General features: G+C 68.3%; 13 protein-coding genes and 1 pseudogene. 11 read left to right on the forward strand and 3 right to left on the reverse strand.

Translation table 11 applies throughout. The annotated features are described in order from the left end of the window. Window positions 1–26 precede the first annotated feature (26 nt). Window positions 27–356: pseudogene (locus A6I89_RS04740) on the forward strand (MFS transporter); the annotation flags it as partial. A gap of 152 nt (window positions 357–508) precedes the next feature. On the opposite strand, the gene A6I89_RS04745 reads toward A6I89_RS04740, so the two are convergent. Further along, a complete protein-coding gene (locus tag A6I89_RS04745) occupies window positions 509–2,113 on the reverse strand; it encodes an HNH endonuclease signature motif containing protein (RefSeq protein WP_044991129.1) in 1,605 nt (534 codons plus the stop codon). 42 nt (window positions 2,114–2,155) lie between these two features. Then, window positions 2,156–2,890 carry an NUDIX hydrolase gene (locus A6I89_RS04750; RefSeq protein WP_005512644.1) on the reverse strand — a complete coding sequence of 245 codons (735 nt, stop codon included), beginning with the start codon at window positions 2,888–2,890 and terminating at the stop codon, window positions 2,156–2,158. Between the two features lie 103 nt (window positions 2,891–2,993). Here A6I89_RS04750 and nadA point away from each other — a divergent pair, with 103 nt between their 5' ends. From nadA to A6I89_RS04775, 5 genes are all read left to right on the forward strand, one after another. Next, on the forward strand, window positions 2,994–4,025 hold the full coding sequence (gene nadA, locus A6I89_RS04755; protein ID WP_005512645.1) for a quinolinate synthase NadA: 1,032 nt from the start codon (window positions 2,994–2,996) through the stop codon (window positions 4,023–4,025). Continuing rightward, window positions 4,025–5,602, forward strand: coding sequence for an L-aspartate oxidase (locus tag A6I89_RS04760; RefSeq protein WP_022596429.1), 1,578 nt, complete (start codon window positions 4,025–4,027; stop codon window positions 5,600–5,602). Before nadA ends, A6I89_RS04760 begins: the two co-directional genes overlap by 1 nt. Then, entirely contained in the window at window positions 5,599–6,459 is an 861-nt protein-coding gene (nadC, locus tag A6I89_RS04765; RefSeq protein WP_005512652.1) for a carboxylating nicotinate-nucleotide diphosphorylase, read from the forward strand. The genes A6I89_RS04760 and nadC overlap by 4 nt, the downstream gene beginning before the upstream one ends. Window positions 6,460–6,465: 6 nt before the next feature. Beyond that, window positions 6,466–7,080, forward strand: coding sequence for an NAD(P)H-dependent oxidoreductase (locus tag A6I89_RS04770; protein ID WP_022596427.1), 615 nt, complete (start codon window positions 6,466–6,468; stop codon window positions 7,078–7,080). A gap of 139 nt (window positions 7,081–7,219) precedes the next feature. Continuing rightward, on the forward strand, window positions 7,220–9,811 hold the full coding sequence (locus A6I89_RS04775; protein WP_044991126.1) for a LuxR C-terminal-related transcriptional regulator: 2,592 nt from the start codon (window positions 7,220–7,222) through the stop codon (window positions 9,809–9,811). 42 nt (window positions 9,812–9,853) lie between these two features. Here A6I89_RS04775 and A6I89_RS04780 read toward each other — a convergent pair whose 3' ends face one another. After that, entirely contained in the window at window positions 9,854–10,663 is an 810-nt protein-coding gene (locus tag A6I89_RS04780; RefSeq protein WP_022596423.1) for a sigma-70 family RNA polymerase sigma factor, read from the reverse strand. A 739-nt stretch (window positions 10,664–11,402) separates the two neighbouring features. Here A6I89_RS04780 and A6I89_RS04785 point away from each other — a divergent pair. The 5 genes from A6I89_RS04785 to A6I89_RS04805 are packed head-to-tail and all read left to right on the forward strand — an operon-like array spanning window position 11,403 to window position 17,612. Then, window positions 11,403–12,470, forward strand: a complete 1,068-nt coding sequence (locus tag A6I89_RS04785; protein ID WP_022596422.1) for a hypothetical protein — start codon at window positions 11,403–11,405, stop codon at window positions 12,468–12,470. After that, entirely contained in the window at window positions 12,467–13,582 is a 1,116-nt protein-coding gene (locus tag A6I89_RS04790) for a glycosyltransferase (RefSeq protein ID WP_022596420.1), read from the forward strand. The genes A6I89_RS04785 and A6I89_RS04790 overlap by 4 nt, the downstream gene beginning before the upstream one ends. Beyond that, complete coding sequence (locus A6I89_RS04795) at window positions 13,579–14,577, forward strand: glycosyltransferase (RefSeq protein ID WP_022596418.1); 999 nt, start codon at window positions 13,579–13,581, stop codon at window positions 14,575–14,577. Before A6I89_RS04790 ends, A6I89_RS04795 begins: the two co-directional genes overlap by 4 nt. Beyond that, the gene (locus A6I89_RS04800; protein ID WP_064067026.1) at window positions 14,574–15,446 is read left to right on the forward strand and encodes a glycosyltransferase family 2 protein; all 873 of its coding nucleotides are present in this window, start codon (window positions 14,574–14,576) and stop codon (window positions 15,444–15,446) included. The genes A6I89_RS04795 and A6I89_RS04800 overlap by 4 nt, the downstream gene beginning before the upstream one ends. 39 nt (window positions 15,447–15,485) lie before the next feature. After that, window positions 15,486–17,612, forward strand: coding sequence for a catalase (locus A6I89_RS04805; protein WP_022596414.1), 2,127 nt, complete (start codon window positions 15,486–15,488; stop codon window positions 17,610–17,612). The last annotated feature ends 18 nt before the right edge of the window (window positions 17,613–17,630 follow it).

Consider the following 17,630-nt stretch of genomic DNA (forward strand, 5'->3'; position numbering starts at 1 on the left):
ATGTCGACGCGGAGCGCGACTATCACGTTTCTCTCGCTGCGGCGCAGTGGACGTTGACCGTCCCGCTGCTCTCGGGTGCCGTGAGCACGCCGATCCTCAGTCGGCTCGGGTCGGGCCCGCGTCGTCGTGCGGTGGTGATCTGGACGCTGACGATTGTCGCCGCGGGCGGCGCGCTGACGGCGCTTCCGGTGCCGTTCCCGGTCCTGTTGATCGGGCGCGCGGCGCAGGGGGCGGGACTCGGACTCGCGGCGCTGATGATGGCCGTGGCTCGGGAACACCTTTCCGAACGTCGATCTGCACGTGCAATCGCGCTGCTGTCGGTGGCCGTTTTCCGCTGCTCGGATGCCGACCGCTGACCGTGTTCACGACCGTCGGGCTCGCCGGTGAAGCTTCGTGCATCCCGGTGCTTGCGGCGACCGAGGCGCTCGAACTCGCCTCCAACGGTGTCGACGGGCGGCAGCCGATCGCGCTCGTCGTTCGAAATAGTGTGTCGTCGAATTGATTCCGATCAGAACGGCGGCGAATCGTCAGCAGTTGCGGACAGCGATGTTTCGGGCTCGATCGTCGTCCGTGAACTGCCGTGGCGCGGGGTGTGCCCGCGGCGCCGGCGTTGTCGAGGCGGGATGTGGACGTCGAGGAGGTAGTCGAGATCGAGTTCGGCGCGTGAGTAGTTCAACGCCGCCACGGTGGCACTGTCGGTGACTCTGTCCAGGAGTTCGGCGCTGATTCCTGCAGAGATCTCGCGCAGGCCTGTATCGGTGAACGGCCCATAGGGTTCGGTGACGACGGGCCGCCCCGAGGGACCCGACCATTCCAACCTTCCGCCGCCGATCTGCCGGACGGCCCAGTGGCCGAGTGTTTTCAGCCGATGGTGTTTGCGACACAAGCACGCGAGGTTCGCTTCGGTAGTGGGTCCACCGCGTGCGGGTTCGTCGTGATCGAACGCGACCGTGTGGTCGATATCGCACGCACTGGCTTGGACGGTGCAGTTCGGGAAACGACACCCGCCGTCCCGGATCCGCACGGTCTCCGCAAGCTGGCGGCTAGGTCGGTATGTGCGTTCGCGAAGGCGCACCGCGACATCGGCGGGTGCCTGTCGCGGCGGCGGAAGTGGGGAGCCGACACCGACGACCGGGCCTGTCGAACAGGCTGTCGCTGATGCGACCCGATCGCGATCGCGATCGGTGAGGGTGAGCACCCGTTTCCATGTGCCGTCCGCAGCGAGATCCCGCGCCAGATCGGCGTCGATGGGGCCGTGGCCGAACAGGTAGCCGGGGGCGTCGTCGAGCCCGAGCAGTGTCGACGCGTCGACGCCGACCAGGACCTGCACCGAGACGCCCGAACGGGCGGGGGGATCGTCACGCGTGGGAAAGCGCGCGTGGGTGGCGCAGTCGTCGCGCCCGCAAGTGCAGTCGAGGTGTGTGTGCCCCGAAGCGAGCGCGACCAATGCGTCGGCGCGTCGCTGCGCATCGGTGCGCGGATCCTTGGCGCACACGTCGAAACACATCGCCCGGAGCCGACCGGCCAGGATCCGGCCACCCGCGGCGGGCAGCAGACCGTCGACCTCGGCCATCCCATCGTCACGGGCGATGACGCGCGCGTCGCGATCCGCGGTGGCGCGCCTCCGGCGTTCGCGTGCACCCTCCGGATCCAGGCGGGCGATCAGGCGTCGTCCCTGATTCCTCAGCCGGGTGGTACTCGTCCGGTCGGCACCGTCGAGTAGTCGTTCCTCGATCTCGGCGAGCACCTCGTCGGAGACCTTCGCGAGGATCTCGGCTAGGGCATGTGCTTTCGCGAGGTCGATCCGCCCGGTAGCGAACGCCGCTCGGACCCGGCTCAGCCGCCACCGCAGATCGCAGCCGAGGCCGATCATCCGCTGCGCCGCCGACTCCGTCAGCCCGAGAATCCCGGCGACTTCGACGTGAGCGAATTCGCCGTGACGTGCTTCGTTCCGGCCCGCCCGGGCGTCCTCCTCGCACCGGACCACGAACAGATCGGTCACCGACTCGATCTCGAGGTACTGCTCCCGTGCGATCCGGGCATGCCGGGCGGTGAGCAGCTCGGCGGCGTCAGCCGCTTCCACGCCTCCACTCGCACCACCCGCTTCGAACATAGTTTCGAGTGTAATCGGACGTGCCGACAAAGGGGGGCGAACTCAGACCGGGGGACGAAGCGCCGCGAATTCGTCGGTCACCCGCAGTTGCGACTCGGTGAAGCGGTAGAGCGCTGCGGGTCTGCCGCCGGTGCGCCCCGATCGGGCGGTGTTGCCGGTGGCGGTGATGACGCCGCGTCGGGTCAGGACTCGCTGCAGGTTCGTCGTATCCACCTGGTAACCGAGAGCGGCGCAATAGATTTCGCGCAGGGTCGACATCGTGAACTCGTCGGGCGCCAGGGCGAACGCGATGTTGGTGTACGACAGTTTCGCGGCCAACCGCGTGCGCGCGTGCTCGACCACCGTCCCGTGGTCGAAGGACATCTCCGGAAGCGCGGAGACCGGGTGCCAGGCCGTGTCCGCCGGGAGTTGTGGATCGGCGGGGAGGGGGACCAGGCCCAGGTAGGTGGAGGCGATTCGGCGGTCGCCGGGGACGCGGTGGGGATCGCTGAAGACCGACAATTGCTCGAGGTGGGCCACCTCGCGGACGTCGACCTTCTCGGCCAACTGTCTACGGGCCGAGGTTTTCAGGTCCTCGTCGATGCGGAGTGTCCCGCCGGGCAGCGACCATGTGCCTTTCTGGGGATCGAGAGCGCGCTGCCACAGCAGCACCATCAGTTCGTCGCCGCGGCACCCGTTGGGGCCGTGATGGCCGTCACCTGCGGAGATGGTCTCGGTGGCGGGCCGAACCTGGAACACCGCGGTGAGCACTTCGTGGACGGTGCTACTATGTGGCATGTTTTCGATCCTAAGTCGAAAACCTCGATTTCGGAAATTCGGGCCAGCCCGCCCGGGTTGTAGTGACGGAGCCGTCGAACAGGCTTCGAAAGAAGGAGTGGCCATGACCTCGACGATGTGGGCGGGTGCGGGACAGATCGTGGACGGCCCCGGTGGGTACACCGGTGTCGAGGGCGGGCCCGAGTGGGCTGCCGAGGTGCGCCGTCTGGCGAAGGCGCGCAACGCCACGATCCTGGCGCACAATTACCAGCTGCCCGAGATCCAGGACGTGGCCGACCACGTCGGTGACTCGCTGGCGCTCTCGCGGATCGCCGCCGAAGCGGAAGAGGGCACGATCGTCTTCTGCGGCGTCCACTTCATGGCCGAGACCGCCAAGATCCTGAGCCCGGAGAAGACCGTGCTGATCCCGGACGAGCGGGCCGGCTGCTCGCTCGCCGACTCGATCACCGCCGAGCAGCTCCGGGAGTGGAAGGCCGAGCACCCCGACGCACTGGTGGTGTCCTACGTCAACACCACCGCAGAGGTGAAGGGCCTGACCGACATCTGCTGCACGTCGTCCAACGCCGTCGACGTCGTCGCCTCGATCGATCCCGACCGCGAGGTGCTGTTCCTGCCGGACCAGTTCCTCGGCGCCCACGTCAAGCGGGTGACCGGCCGCGAGAACATGCACATCTGGGCGGGGGAGTGCCACGTCCACGCCGGCATCAACGGTGACGAGCTCACCGCGAAGTCCAAGAGTCACCCGGACGCCGAGCTGTTCGTGCATCCCGAGTGCGGCTGCGCCACGTCCGCGCTCTACCTCGCGGGCGAGGGCTTCGTCCCCGAGGACAAGGTCAAGATCCTCTCGACCGGCGGCATGCTCGACGCTGCCCGTGAGACCGGCGCCAAGCAGGTTCTCGTCGCCACCGAGGTCGGCATGCTGCACCAGCTGCGCAAGGCCGCGCCGGGCGTGGACTTCCAGGCCGTCAATGACCGTGCTTCGTGCCCGTACATGAAGATGATCACCCCGGCCGCGTTGCTGCGCTGCCTCGTCGAGGGTAAGGACGAGGTCCACGTCGCCCCCGATGTGGCCGAGCGGGCGCGAAAGTCCGTGCAGCGCATGATCGAGATCGGGAACCCCGGCGGCGGGGAGTAATGGTCGCCGGTCCCGGGGGTGACGGCGTCGTGTGGGAGGCGCGCGCCGATGTCGTGGTCGTCGGGGGAGGGGTCGCGGGGCTGACGGCCGCGCGGGTGGCCGCAGAACGCGGTCTGCAGGTTCTCGTGGTGAGCAAGGGCGGGCCCACCGACACCGCGACGCAGTACGCGCAAGGTGGCATCGCCGTGGTCGGCGATCCGCGGACCGACTCGGTCGACTCGCACACCGGCGACACCTGCGTCGCGGGCGTCGGACTGTGCGACGAGGCCGCCGTCCGGTCGATCGTGTCCGCCGGCCGGGAGGCGTTCGCCGCGCTGACCGCGCTGGGCGCCGTCTTCGACGTCGGAGCCGACGGCACCGTGGCCCGCACCCGCGAGGGTGGGCACAGTACGCGGCGCATCGTGCACGCCGGCGGCGACGCAACGGGTGCCGAGGTGCAGCGTGCGCTGAACGCGGCCGGGATGCCGGTGCTCTTCGGTGCGGCCGCCGCGCGCGTGACCACCGACCCGCACGGGGTGACCGGCCTGATCGTGTTGTCGGACAAGGGGCTCGGTGTCATCCACACGCCGTCCGTGGTGCTGGCGACCGGCGGACTCGGGCAGTTGTACTCGTGCAGTACCAATCCGCCCGGCGCCACCGGGGACGGTATCGCGCTGGCGCTCGAGGCCGGCGCGCCCGTGGCCGACCTCGAGTTCGTGCAGTTCCACCCCACCGTGCTGTTCGCGCCCGGCGGGGTGGGACGGCGGCCCCTCATCAGTGAGGCGGTGCGCGGCGAGGGTGCCCGGCTCGTCGATGCGGAGGGCCGGTCGGTCACCGACGGCGTGCACACGCAGGGTGACCTCGCGCCACGCGACGTGGTCTCGCGTGCGATCGCGCAGCGTTTGCGGGACACCGGAACCGACCACGTCTATCTCGATGCCCGACACCTGACGAATTTCGCGTCGCGGTTCCCGACCGTGACCGCCTCGTGCCTGGCGGCCGGCATCGACCCGAGCCGACAGTTGATCCCCGTCGCCCCAGCCGCGCACTACTCGTGTGGCGGCGTCGTCACCGATGTGCACGGGCGGACGGAGGTGCCCGGACTGTTCGCGGCGGGTGAGGTTGCCCGTACCGGTCTGCACGGCGCCAATCGTCTGGCGTCGAACAGTCTCCTCGAGGGGCTCGTGGTGGGCGAGCGCGTCGGGCACGCGGCCGCCGAACGTGCCGACCTGAGGGTCGAGGCGACCGATCTGCTGCTGCCGTTCCGGCGGCGGGCGCCCCGCGAAACGGTGCAGACGCTCATGACGGCGCATGCCTCGGTGGTCCGGGATGGAGATGGGCTCGCCTCCGCCGCAAGCGAATTGGGTCGCAGCGGCGTAGCGGTCGCGGGCATTGGAGCGGCACTCGAGGACACCTCGCTCACGGTCGCGGCGTCGGCGCTCGTGATGGCGGCCCTCGCTCGCCGGGAGAGCCGCGGCTGCCACACCCGCACCGACTACCCGGACACGACCGACGCGTTCCGACGCAGCATCGAGGTGCGAATCGGTCGCGACGGTGAACTCGAAGTACCCGAACTGGAATCGACAGGAGCACGATGAGCACGCTGGACCGACTCGATCCGCAGGAGACGCTCGCGCTGGTGCGCACCGCGCTCGACGAGGATCTGCGCTACGGACCCGACATCACTTCGGTCGCGACGGTGCCGGAGGGTGCCGTGGCGAAAGCTGCCGTCGTGACGCGTTCGGTCGGCACCGTCGCGGGCGTCGACGTGGGACTGCTCGTACTCGACGAGGTGATCGGCGCCGGCAACTACGAGGTACTCGACCGCGTCGCGGACGGCACCCGGGTGCAGCCCGGCGACGCCGTGCTCACCGTGAACGCGCCCACGCGAGGGCTGCTCACCGCCGAGCGGACGATGTTGAACCTCATGTGCCACCTGTCCGGCATCGCGACCGCGACGTCCGCGTGGGTGGACGCCGTGGCCGGTACGGAGTGCAAGATCCGGGACAGCCGCAAGACGCTGCCCGGCATGCGCGGGCTGCAGAAGTACGCGGTGCGGGTGGGTGGAGGTGTGAACCATCGGATGGGTCTCGGTGACGCGGCGCTCATCAAGGACAACCACGTCGCCGCGGCAGGCTCTGTGGTCTCCGCTCTGCGCGCGGTACGCGCCGTCGCACCGGGCATCGAGTGCGAGGTGGAGGTCGACGACCTCACCCAGCTCGACGAGGTGCTGGCCGAGGGTGTCGAACTCGTTCTGCTGGACAACTTTCCGCTGTGGCAGACGCAGGTGGCCGTGCAGCGCCGGGACACCGTCTCGCCCTCGACGAAACTCGAGTCGTCGGGCGGGCTCACGATCGACGTCGCTTCGGACTACGCGGCGACCGGTGTCGACTATCTCGCGGTCGGCGCGTTGACTCACTCGGTCAGCGTGCTGGACCTCGGTCTGGACATGTAGCCCGCCGTGTCGCACGTGATGCTGCTGCTCGCGCACCCACGCCCGGACAGCTACTGCCATGCGATCGCGGACCGGATCCGGACGGTGTTGACCGACGCGGGGGCGGACGTCCGGTTCCACGACCTGTACGCGGAGCAGTTCGATCCGATCGTCTCGGCCGAGGAGGCATACACCACCGGCGAGTCGGTCGAGGCGTACCTGGCGCGTGAGTCCGACACCGTCGTCGGGCGGCACCGCGCCGAACTGCGGGAGGCCCGGGGTCTCGTCGTCGTCCACCCGAATTGGTGGGGCAAGCCGCCCGCGATACTCGCCGGCTGGATGGACCGCGTCGTGGTCCCGGGCGTCGCCTACCGTCTGCCCGACGCGACCGGTGAGCCCGAGAGCCTCGTCACGATCGAGCGGATGCTCGTGGTGAACACCTCGGACACCACCGCCGAACGTGAGGAGGCGGTGTTCGGGGATCCCCTCGAAGCGATCTGGGGACGGTGTCTCGCCCCGTATCTCGACGGCCCGTCCTTCGTACGCCACGTCCTCAGGCCGGTGACCGATGCGACACCGAAGCAGCGGAGGGTCTGGCTCGACGATGTCGCGGAGACGACTCTGACTCTGTTCGAGCGCTGAATTCTATTGAGTACCTGGAGTTACAGGTATATGGTGCGGCCTCGCTCACAGTTGATCTTGAACCTTCCTTAGCCGGTCGAAATGTCTGATAAGACTCAGTGGGTCGGGGAGTCCATACAGGGATCGGCGGAGGAGTCATGTGGCGCAGCAGAGTTCGGCGGGAGACGTTTCCGGTGGCGGCTCTCCTGCGGGGCGGTCGGCTGATCGACCCGCTCCCGAGGCGATGCCTCCGCCGCGGCTGTCGGTCACGGTTCAGCCGCGCGAGGACCTCTACGCGATGCTCGATGCGGTCGCCGCGCGGGACGTGCCCGACAAGATCCTGATCAGTGCGGCCGCGGGAACCGGGAAGACGGTGCTGGTCGCCGACTGGCTCGCGAGAGAGACGGCGGCTCGCGAGATAGCCTGGCTGGTACTCGGACCCGCCGACAACGATGCAGAAGAGTTGCGGCGCAGGGTTGTCGGACTGTGGGAGAGGCTGTCCTCGGCGGGACGTCCGACCGTACTGGTACTCGACGACGCCCACGAGGTCCGGGACGACGTGGCGCTCGGGGTGCTGGCGAGCCTCGTGGACTCGGCGCCGGCGCATTCGACGGTGGTGGTCGCGTGCCGGAGAACCCCCGACTTGCCCTTCTCCCGCTATGCGCTCGACGGCACGCTCACCTGGATCGGCTGGGAGGAGTTGGCGCTCGGCCGGCCCGAGGCCGCCGCGATCGTCGAGGAGTACGGGCACTCGCTCGGCGAGTCCGATCTCGACGCGCTGCTGGAGCTGACACGTGGGTGGGCGGCGCCGCTGCGACTAGCCGCGATAAGACTCTCCAACCACACGGATCCGAGTGGAGCCATTGCCGATCTCGTCCGCTATCCGCAGCGGATCTCGGAGTACGTCGTGGCAGAAACGCTCGATGCTCTGCCCGCGTACTTGCTGCGCTTCATCGAGGCCACCAGCATCGTCGAGTTCTTCGACGCCGATCTCGCGGAACAGCTCGACGAGGCGAGCGTGGACAGGGTGGCGTCGGATCGCGAGAAGTTCGGTGTACCGGTCGTCAGATGTTCGTCGGATGCCGCAGGGGTCCGGTATGGATGGCATCCCCTCATTCGCGCACATGCCCGTGCGGGAGTTCGCGATCGAGACCCCCAACGGGTGGCCCGGTTGCACCGGACCGCGGCGCGGTGGTTCCTCGAGGCGCGCGAGCCGCTCGTCGCCCTCGAACACCTCGTCGCGCTGGGGGATGAGGCGGCGATCGAGGAGCTCGCCCTCCTGCACGGACTCACGGTGGTGTTCGACGGCCGGACCGAGGAGCTCTGGAATCTCCTCGGCGCCCGGTACGCCGATCTGCCGGCTGTGCGATACCTGCGCGCGCTCGCCGCGGTCGAACAGAACTACCCGGACGCCGCGCGCGCCTTTCTGGGGGCCCTGGGTTCGGCGCCGACCTCCGGCGGCGTCGCCTCCGCTGCCACGGTGTTCGCGGCGGCTCTGTCGGTCGAGATCGCCGTGATCGGTGGATCGGCCATGCCGAAGGATGCGCTCGCCGCGTTCGAGGAGTGCGGACCGAGCGGCAGCGCCGATCTGGACTGCTACGTCGCACTACAGCATTCGGTCGCGCGCATGTTCCTCGGTGACCCGGCGTCGAGTGAGCGACTGCTCCGCGAGGCGCTCTCCCTCGGCGACGTCGGTGCCCACCCGCGCCTGATCCTGCGGACCCTCGCGAGGCTGTCGATCCTGTCGGGGGTGATCGGTGACCTCACGACGATGAGCCTGCGAGCCGGGCGCGCGCTGGAATATGCTGCCGCCCACGGTCTCACCGACCGGATCGACGCCTTCCAGTGCGCGGCCGCCGTATGCATGGACACCTACGTTCGGAGCGAGCAGCTGCCCGACGACAGCCCGGTCCACGCACTCGCCCTCACGTCGCCCCGGCGCACGCGGCCGGACGGGACGAGTGCGCCGGTCTCCGGCGGCCACGCGGAGGTGGCGTTCGCGCTCCTGCAGGCGCGGCGCACGGTGCGGCCGACGACGGCGGAAGCGGACGCGGTGAGCCGGGCCCTGATCGGATTGCTCAGTCGCGGTCCGCAGGCCGGGCTGAGCAATACCCTCGTGACGCCGGCGATGGCAGTCGTTCTGGACGCGGGCCGAACGAACACGGCCGCGCAGGTGATCGAGAAGGCAGCGGACGCCTTCGGTGAGATCCCCGACGTGGTGGTGGCGCGGGCGATGGTCGAGTTGCACGTGGGCCGGACTGGGGCTGCGGGTGAGCTGCTGGCCACCGTCCGCGACCGGCCGCTGCATCCGGCGCTCGCTGTCCGGGCCTGGCTTCTGGACGCCGTGGTGGCGAACCGGGAGCACCGTTCGGACGACGCGTCCGTCGCGCTCTCACGTGCGCTCGAACTGGCGGAACCGGCTCGGATCGTGATGCCGTTCCTCGACTGCGCTGCCGACGCCGCCGAACTGCTCGCAGCGCTCCCACCCGGCGGTGAGCACACCCACGAGTTCGTCGTGCACGTCAGGGCGAAGCTGCTCGATGCCAATGCGGGGCGCAATCCGGGGCTGACACGCACCGAGAAGGTCGTGCTGGGCGAACTGGCCACCGGGAGACAGTTACGCGAGATCGCCCGCGAGCTGCACGTGTCACTCAACACCGTTCGCACGCATACACGGAACCTCTACCGGAAACTCGACGTCGCCAGCCGCGCCGAGGCGGTGGAGACGGCCACGCGGCGCGGGCTTCTCTGAGGCGTGGCCCTCCTCCGGCAACCAGGACACGTTCGGTGCGGCTCACGCTGCTGCCACCGTCTCGTCCGCTTGCCTGCGTAGGTGCTCGAGCGACTGCCGCAGTAGCCGGGAGACGTGCATCTGGGACAACCCCACCTGTTCGGCTATCTCGGACTGCGACATCTGGTGAAAATAGCGGAGCCACAACAGGGTGCGCTGGCGTTCGTCGAGCGTGGCCATGAGCCGACGCAGCAGGTGCCGGTGTTCGACCCGCGAGAGGTCGGCATCGACATCGCCGGTGGTGTGCAGGCGTGGAACGGAACCGTCCACCGGCGTGGCGTCGAGCGACTCGCACGAGTACAACTCGCCCACGCGCTCAGCTTCCTCGGCTTCCTCCACCGGCATCCCCAGCGAATGCGCCACCTCGTCGAGTCGGACCGTTCGGCCCAGTTCGGTCGACAGCGATTCCATCCGGTTCCGCACGGCCAGGTGGCTCTCCTGCAGGCGCCGAGGAACATGGGTGGACCAGGTGAAATCGCGGAAGTACTTGCGGATCTCGCCGCGCACCGATGTGACGGCGTAGGGGATGAAGTCCGTGCCCCTGCTCGGGTCGAACCGGCGGGCCGCTCCGACCAGGGCGAGGGCCGCCACCTGGCGGAGCTCGGCTGTCGGAACCCCTCGGTTGCGGTACCGGCCGGCGACGCGGTAAGCCATGGGAAGAGCGGCGACGCACAGTCGGTCCACGCAGCGATGGAGTTCCTCGGGGTCGGTCTCTCCGGACGCGCAATGGTCGCGGAGTTCTTCTATGCAGCGGCGAACCTGCTCGTCGCAGGCCTCGCGGGAGTCGTCGTAATCGGTGAGGAAGTCGCTCATCGCACATCCTGTTCTCGGTGAGGGGCAGGTCGGGCGTGCGGGGGGTATCGGGATGCTCATCCGAACCCCCGTCGGTTGAGGATTGATCGGTCGTCTGTAGGACAAAATCTATACCTGTTGCGTGAGATTTGCAGCGCGGTTCGAAGACGCGGGTCCGGCGTGTCGGACGAGTCGCCCGTCTGGCGCGGGTCATCGCCGATGCTGCCGGTGCGTCATCGGTGCACCTGGACGCTGGTACAACACGCTTCCCGGCATATGCATGGTGATGGTGAGGCGTGGATATGTCGGGGCAGTGGATCACGGAGGGCGGTATTCCCGTCGGACTTGCTGTGGCGATGCTTCGGCCAGGCAATGTGGACCTTCCAGAGAAAATTTGGTGTGGGGGGTATAGATTCTCTGTGTGTCCGGACGGCGTCCTGTGGACGGGTTCGGAAGCAGCAGCCCACCTGCCGGATCTTCGTCCGACGTTCGGGTACGGGCCCGTTGCATCCGAGGTGAAGGGATGAGTGCCATGAGGAATGCCGACAAGAACTTTCTGGGAGCAGATCGCCGGGAGGTGTTCGCGGGTCCCGATGTCGTCCGATACCCGGACCCGAGCCCGCTCGACGGATGGTGGGCGCGTGTGATCGCTCAGCGCCCCCCGAGCCGCTGACTCGTCCGATCCGAGGCGCTGCCCACACCAATATGTGCACGGTGTCACCCGACAGGTGATGCCGTGCCCCGAATCCCGAGGAGCTCGATGAGGCCGATTCGTTTCGCTTCCGTCCCGGCTTCCCATGTCTACGTGCGACATCTGGGGTCGCCGGAGTTCGACGACGAGGTGACCCGACTGCCCGACCCGGTGCCGGAGGACGGCCGGAAGGTCCCCGGCGGTTGGTGGCCTCCTCTCATGCTCGACCCCGTGTGGATTCGTACGAACGCGTCGAACTTCGACCTCTTCCACATCCACTTCGGCTTCGACGCGGTGAATCCGAAGACGTTGCAGGACATCGTGGGCGAACTGCGTGATCAGGGAAAGCCGCTCGTCTACACCGTGCACGATCTGCGCAACCCCCACCATCCGGACCCGTCGATGCACGACGAGCAACTCGACGTGTTGATCCCCCTGGCCGATGAACTGATCACCTTGACGCCCGGAGCGGCTCGGGTGATCGACGACCGATGGCAGCGCTCGGCGACGGTCCTGCCACATCCGCACGTAGTCGAGAAGGAATGGTTCGCACACCGCGGTGCCTCCGCCGCCGAAACGTTCACGGTGGGCCTGCACGCCAAGAGTTTCCGCGCCAACATGGACGTCCTTCCGGTCGTCGAGGCGCTCACGCGGGCAGTCTCGGACCTTCCCGGCGCCGAACTGAGAGTCGACCTCCACGACGAGGTCTTCGATCCCGACAACCACTGGTACGCGCCCGAAACGGGAGAACTGCTCCTCAAGTACGGCGATCGTGAACGAGTCACCGTCGACGTGCACCCCTACTACTCGGACGAGCGGCTCTTCTCCTATCTGTCGTCCCTGTCGGTGTCCGTACTGCCGTATCGGTTCGGCACCCACTCCGGATGGCTGGAGGCCTGCCACGACCTGGGCACGCAGGTGATCGCACCATCCTGCGGCTTCTATCATCAGCAGAACCCTTGTGAGACGTACACATTCGACGAAGAACGCTTCGATACGGCTTCACTGGAGGAGTGTGTGCAGCGCGCGTACCGGAAACGGTGGACGTCACCGCGCGCCACCTGGGAGGAGCGGATGTCGGAGCGACGCTTCCTCGCTCGCGCACACCGAGCAATCTACGAGCGGGCGCTGGGATGACGGCGACCCTACGGATTGCAATCATCGCGTCGTCTCGCCACCCCATCCGTCAGCCGTTCGCCGGGGGCCTCGAATCGCACGTGTGGCACCTGGCGCGAGCGTTGGAGCGCGTCGGCCACCAGGTAACCCTGTTCGCCGCGGACGGTTCCGACGCCGACGTCGCGAGCGGAAACCTGAGGGTCAGGTCGTTCCGGCCGAGTCGCCTCGCCAGCGGTGATCCGTCGATGCCGCATCCGGAGTTCCTCGCGGACCATCACGCCTACCTCGGGCTCATGCTGGAACTCGCGGAACACGGTGCCGATCGCTTCGACGTCGTGCACAACCACAGCCTGCACTATCTGCCGCTGGCAATGGCACCGACGCTTACGGTCCCGATGGTCAGTACCCTGCATACCCCGCCGACGCCGTGGCTGGGGTCGGCCACCGCGCTCACCGGCGGCGTCGGCGTGGATTTCGTTGCGGTGAGCGGGCATACCGCCGCGGCCTGGGAATCCGTTGTGAAAACCCCGATCCGAGTCGTTCCGAACGGAGTCGACACCGATGCTTGGCCGCTCGGAGAGGGCGGCGACGGCGCCGTATGGTTCGGCCGCATCACCGAGGAGAAGGGCACCCACCTGGCGATCGACGCTGCCGAGCGAGCGGGCATATCGCTGCGGATCGCGGGGCCGGTGAGCGATCCGGCCTACTTCCGCACCGCGGTCGAACCCCGTCTGCGGGCCGGCGTCGTCGACTATCTCGGGCATCTGCCGTGTGCCGACCTGGCCCGGCTCGTAGGCGATTGCGCCGTGTCGCTCGTGACTCCTGACTGGGACGAGCCGTACGGGCTGGTGGTAGCCGAATCTCTGTCGTGCGGGACGCCCGTCGTCGCGTTCGCGCGCGGCGGAATTCCCGAGATCGTCGACCGGGAAAGCGGACGACTGGTCCCTCCCGGGGACATCGGAGCAATGGCTTCTGCCATCGCCGACGCGGCGATGCTCCCACGGGCCCGGGTGCGGGCCCGAGCGCTCGCGGCATGCTCGGAAACCGCGATGGTCTCCGCATACGAGCGGTGCTACCGATCGGCCGCCAGCCGCAGCGCGGCCCGTCGACTGCAAGGGGTGTCGGTCGCATGATCGGGTACTACGTGCACCACCACGGTCGCGGGCACCTGACCCGTGCACGGACTCTCGCCGGTCGGCTCGATACACCGGTCGTCGCGCTCACTTCGCTCGCCCTCGAACACCCGCACCCGTTTCGCGAGGTCGTTCATCTCGACCGGGACGACGCCTCGACCGCACCGCGAAATCCCACCGCCGGCGGTGCACTGCACTGGGCGCCGCTGCAGGACCCGGGACTCCGGTCGCGGATGGCGACGCTCGCCGACTGGATTCGCACCGCGCGCCCTCGGGCGATGATTGTCGACGTATCGGTCGAGGTCGCCACGTTCGTGCGCCTGATGGGTGTTCCCACGGTCGTGATCGCGATGCCGGGCGAGCGCGACGACGCGGTCCACCGGGTTGCGTACGACGTGGCGGACCACATCATCGCCGCGTGGCCGCGCGAGCTGTATGCACCGGCCTGGCTGGAGCGACACGCCGCCAAGACGACCTATGTGGGTGGCCTCAGCCGTTTCGGGGAACGTGCCCGGGCCGTCACGGGAGACTCCGGCACCGTCCGGGTCACGGTGCTCAGTGGCGCGGGCGGAACGTCGCTGACCCGGCAACGCCTCGAACAGTGGAACACCGCCGTACCGGGCGTCGAGTGGGTCACGCTCGGCGGGCCGGGGGGATGGAAGGACGATCCCTGGCCGGATCTGTGTGCGAGTTCGGTGGTGGTCACGCATGCCGGACAGAACGCCGTCGCGGACGTCGCCGCCGCCGGTGCCGCGTCGATCGTGATCCCGCAGGAGCGCCCTTTCGCCGAACAGGTCACGACGGCCGGCGTGCTGCACGCCGCGCGCTTGGCGGTCGTACAACCGTCCTGGCCGTCACCGGCCGAGTGGCCCGGCCTGATCGAGCGGGCTCGACAGGGCGGGGGGTCGGATTGGGAACGGTGGAACACCCGCGGAGCCGTGGACCGTGCCGCGGCTGCCGTCGAACGCGTCCTGGACGGAGGTGGAGCCGGATGAGGACCTCTGTGGTGACCGTGGTGTCGGGCCGACACGACCACTTGCGCACGCAATTGCGTCGGCTGCGCGGATCGACCGTGGCCGCACACGACCACGTCGTCGTCGCGATGGGCGACCGGGCCGTCACCGACATCGTCGCCGAGCATTCCGACGCCACTCGCAGCGTGTGGATCCCGGCCTCGACCGACGAGCTTCCACTGGCGAGGGCACGCAACCTCGGAGCGGAGGCAGCGATCGACCGAGGGGCGGATCTGCTGGTGTTCCTGGACGTGGACTGCGTCCCACACCCGCGGATGCTCGGTCGTTACGAGCGGGGCGCCGCGACGGCACAGCATCGGGACACGGTGCTGTGCGGGCCCGTGACCTATCTCGATGCCGAGGCGTCGACCCGAATCCGGGAGTATCCCGGGGCGGGCGTACCACCGGTAGCCCCGCATCCGGCACGCCCGGCGCCACCGGACGGGACCGTCCTGGTCGACGACCGGTACGAGCTGTTCTGGTCGCTCTCGTTCGCCGTTCGCCCGCGGGTGTGGCAACGCCTCGGTGGTTTCTGCGAGGACTACACGGGGTATGGCGGAGAGGACACCGACTTCGCCCAGGTTGCTGCGGCAGCCGGGGTGGGGCTCGCCTGGGTCGGGGGAGCGGACGCATTCCACCTCCACCACCGCGTCTCCGACCCTCCCGTCGAGCATCTGGACGACATCCTCCGCAACGCCGCAATCTTCGAGCGCCGCTGGGGCTGGTGGCCGATGCGGGGATGGCTCGACGCTTTCGAGTCGCGAGGTCTCATCCGCTTCGACGAGCAGTCGAAGGCCTGGAGCCGGCCGAACGCCGCGCCCGTGGGTGCCGGTCCTGCCAGCCCTCCATGAGTGACCCGAATTTCGATCACATCCGACGAACAGGAAGGAATGATGTCGTTGTCCATCAACGAATTCGATGTTCCCGGTGCGCCGAGCGCACTCACCCCCGAGAAGGCCGAGCCGACGAGCGGGCCGGTTCCCCGGCTCACGAAGGACGACCAGTCGGGACCGGACCGGATCTCGCCGACCGGCGCCGCCGACGGCGATCGGCGGCAACAGGGTGAAACGCTGACGACCGCGCAGGGTGCCCGGCTGACCGACACCGATCACTCCCTCAAGGCGGGGCCGCGGGGACCGATTCTGCTGCAGGACCATCATTTCCGCGAGAAGATCACCCATTTCGATCACGAGCGCATCCCGGAGCGAGTGGTGCACGCGCGCGGTGCCGCAGCGCACGGCGTCTTCCGGGCGAATGGAGCGGCGGAGAACATCACGTCCGCAGCGTTCCTCCGGAAGGACGTCGAGACACCGGTCTTCGTGCGGTTCTCCACCGTGCTGGGTTCTCGGGGGTCGGCGGACACCGTCCGCGACACCCGTGGATTCGCGACCAAGTTCTACACCGAAGACGGCACGTTCGACCTCGTCGGCAACAACATCCCGGTCTTCTTCATCCAGGATGCGATCAAGTTCCCGGACATCATCCATGCCGGTAAACCGCACCCGGACAGGGAGATTCCCCAGGCGCAGAGTGCGCACGACACATTCTGGGATTTCGTCACCCTCCACACGGAGGCCACCGCACACACGATGTGGAACATGTCGGATCGTGGAATCCCACGTTCGTACCGGATGATGGAGGGCTTCGGCGTCCACACCTTCCGGATGGTCGATGCGGACGGCAAGACCAGCCTGGTGAAGTTCCATTGGAAGCCGCGACTCGGTGTGCACTCCCTCGTGTGGGAGGAGGCGCAGATAGCGGCCGGCGTCGATCCGGATTTCCACCGCCGGGACCTGGCCGACGCGATCGAGAGCGGTGCCTACCCGGAGTGGACGCTGGGCGTCCAGGTCTTCCCGGACACCCCGGAACAGGAATTCGAGGGTATCGACCTGCTCGATCCCACCAAGTTCGTGCCCGAGGAGTTGGCGCCGGTGCAGCCGATCGGTGTCATGACGCTCAACGCCAACCCCACCAACTACTTCGCCGAGACCGAGCAGGTGGCCTTCCATCCCGGCCACCTGGTGCCGGGCATCGACGTCACCGACGACCCCCTGCTGCAGGGCCGCCTCTTCTCCTACCTCGACACCCAGATCAGCCGACTCGGTGGACCCAACTTCGGGCAGCTCCCGATCAATCGCCCGCACGCGCCGGTCAACGACATGCTGCGGGACGGCATGCACCAGACGGCCGTCCACGACGGGGTCGCGCCCTACAAGCCGAACAGCCTCGACGGTGGGTGCCCGTTCACCGCCGCGCCGGGCACGGGTTTCGTGGACGTGCCGGTGCCGATCGAGGCGACGACCAAGCAGCGGACCAAGCCGAGCTCGTTCGACGACCACTTCAGTCAGCCGCGACTGTTCTACACGAGCCTGTCCGAGGTGGAGCAGCGTCATCTCGCCGATGCCTACTCGTTCGAGCTCGGGAAGTGCTTCGAACAGCCCATCAAGGAACGTGCCCTCGAGGTGCTCGCACGCGTCGACAAGACCCTGTGCGAGCACGTCGCAGGGTCGCTGGGCCTGCCGGTTCCCGAGGTCGCCGACAGCGAACCGGATCTGCCGTCGAGCCCGAGCGCGGCCCTGTCCCAGATCGGTGGGGAGTGGCCGGTCGAGGGCCGAAACGTGGCGGTCCTCGTGGACGAGGGATCCGCCGCGGATTCCGTCGAGGCGGTTCTCGATGTGCTTTCCGGCCACGGAGTGGTCCCGTTGGTCACCGCTCCGCACGGGGGACGACTGACGCTCGGGGACAGCGCTGTCACGGTGTCCCGGACGTACGACACGGCCCGCTCAATCGAGTTCGATGCCGTCCTGTCCCTGACCACCGAACCGGACGCGCGAGTGGTCCGGTTGCTCGACGAGGCCTTCCGCCACGGCAAGGCTGTGGGTGCCGACTCGAACGGCGCGGAAGGCCTGGCGTCCGGCGCGCGCGAGAAGCCGGGCGTGCACGTGGGCGACGACCTGCGGCAGGTGACCGACCAGGTAGTCGAACTGATGCGATCCCACAGGGTCTGGCAGCGCTAGCTGCCTCGACGGAAGGTG

Source organism: Prescottella equi (genome assembly GCF_002094305.1).
Taxonomy (GTDB): domain Bacteria; phylum Actinomycetota; class Actinomycetes; order Mycobacteriales; family Mycobacteriaceae; genus Prescottella; species Prescottella equi.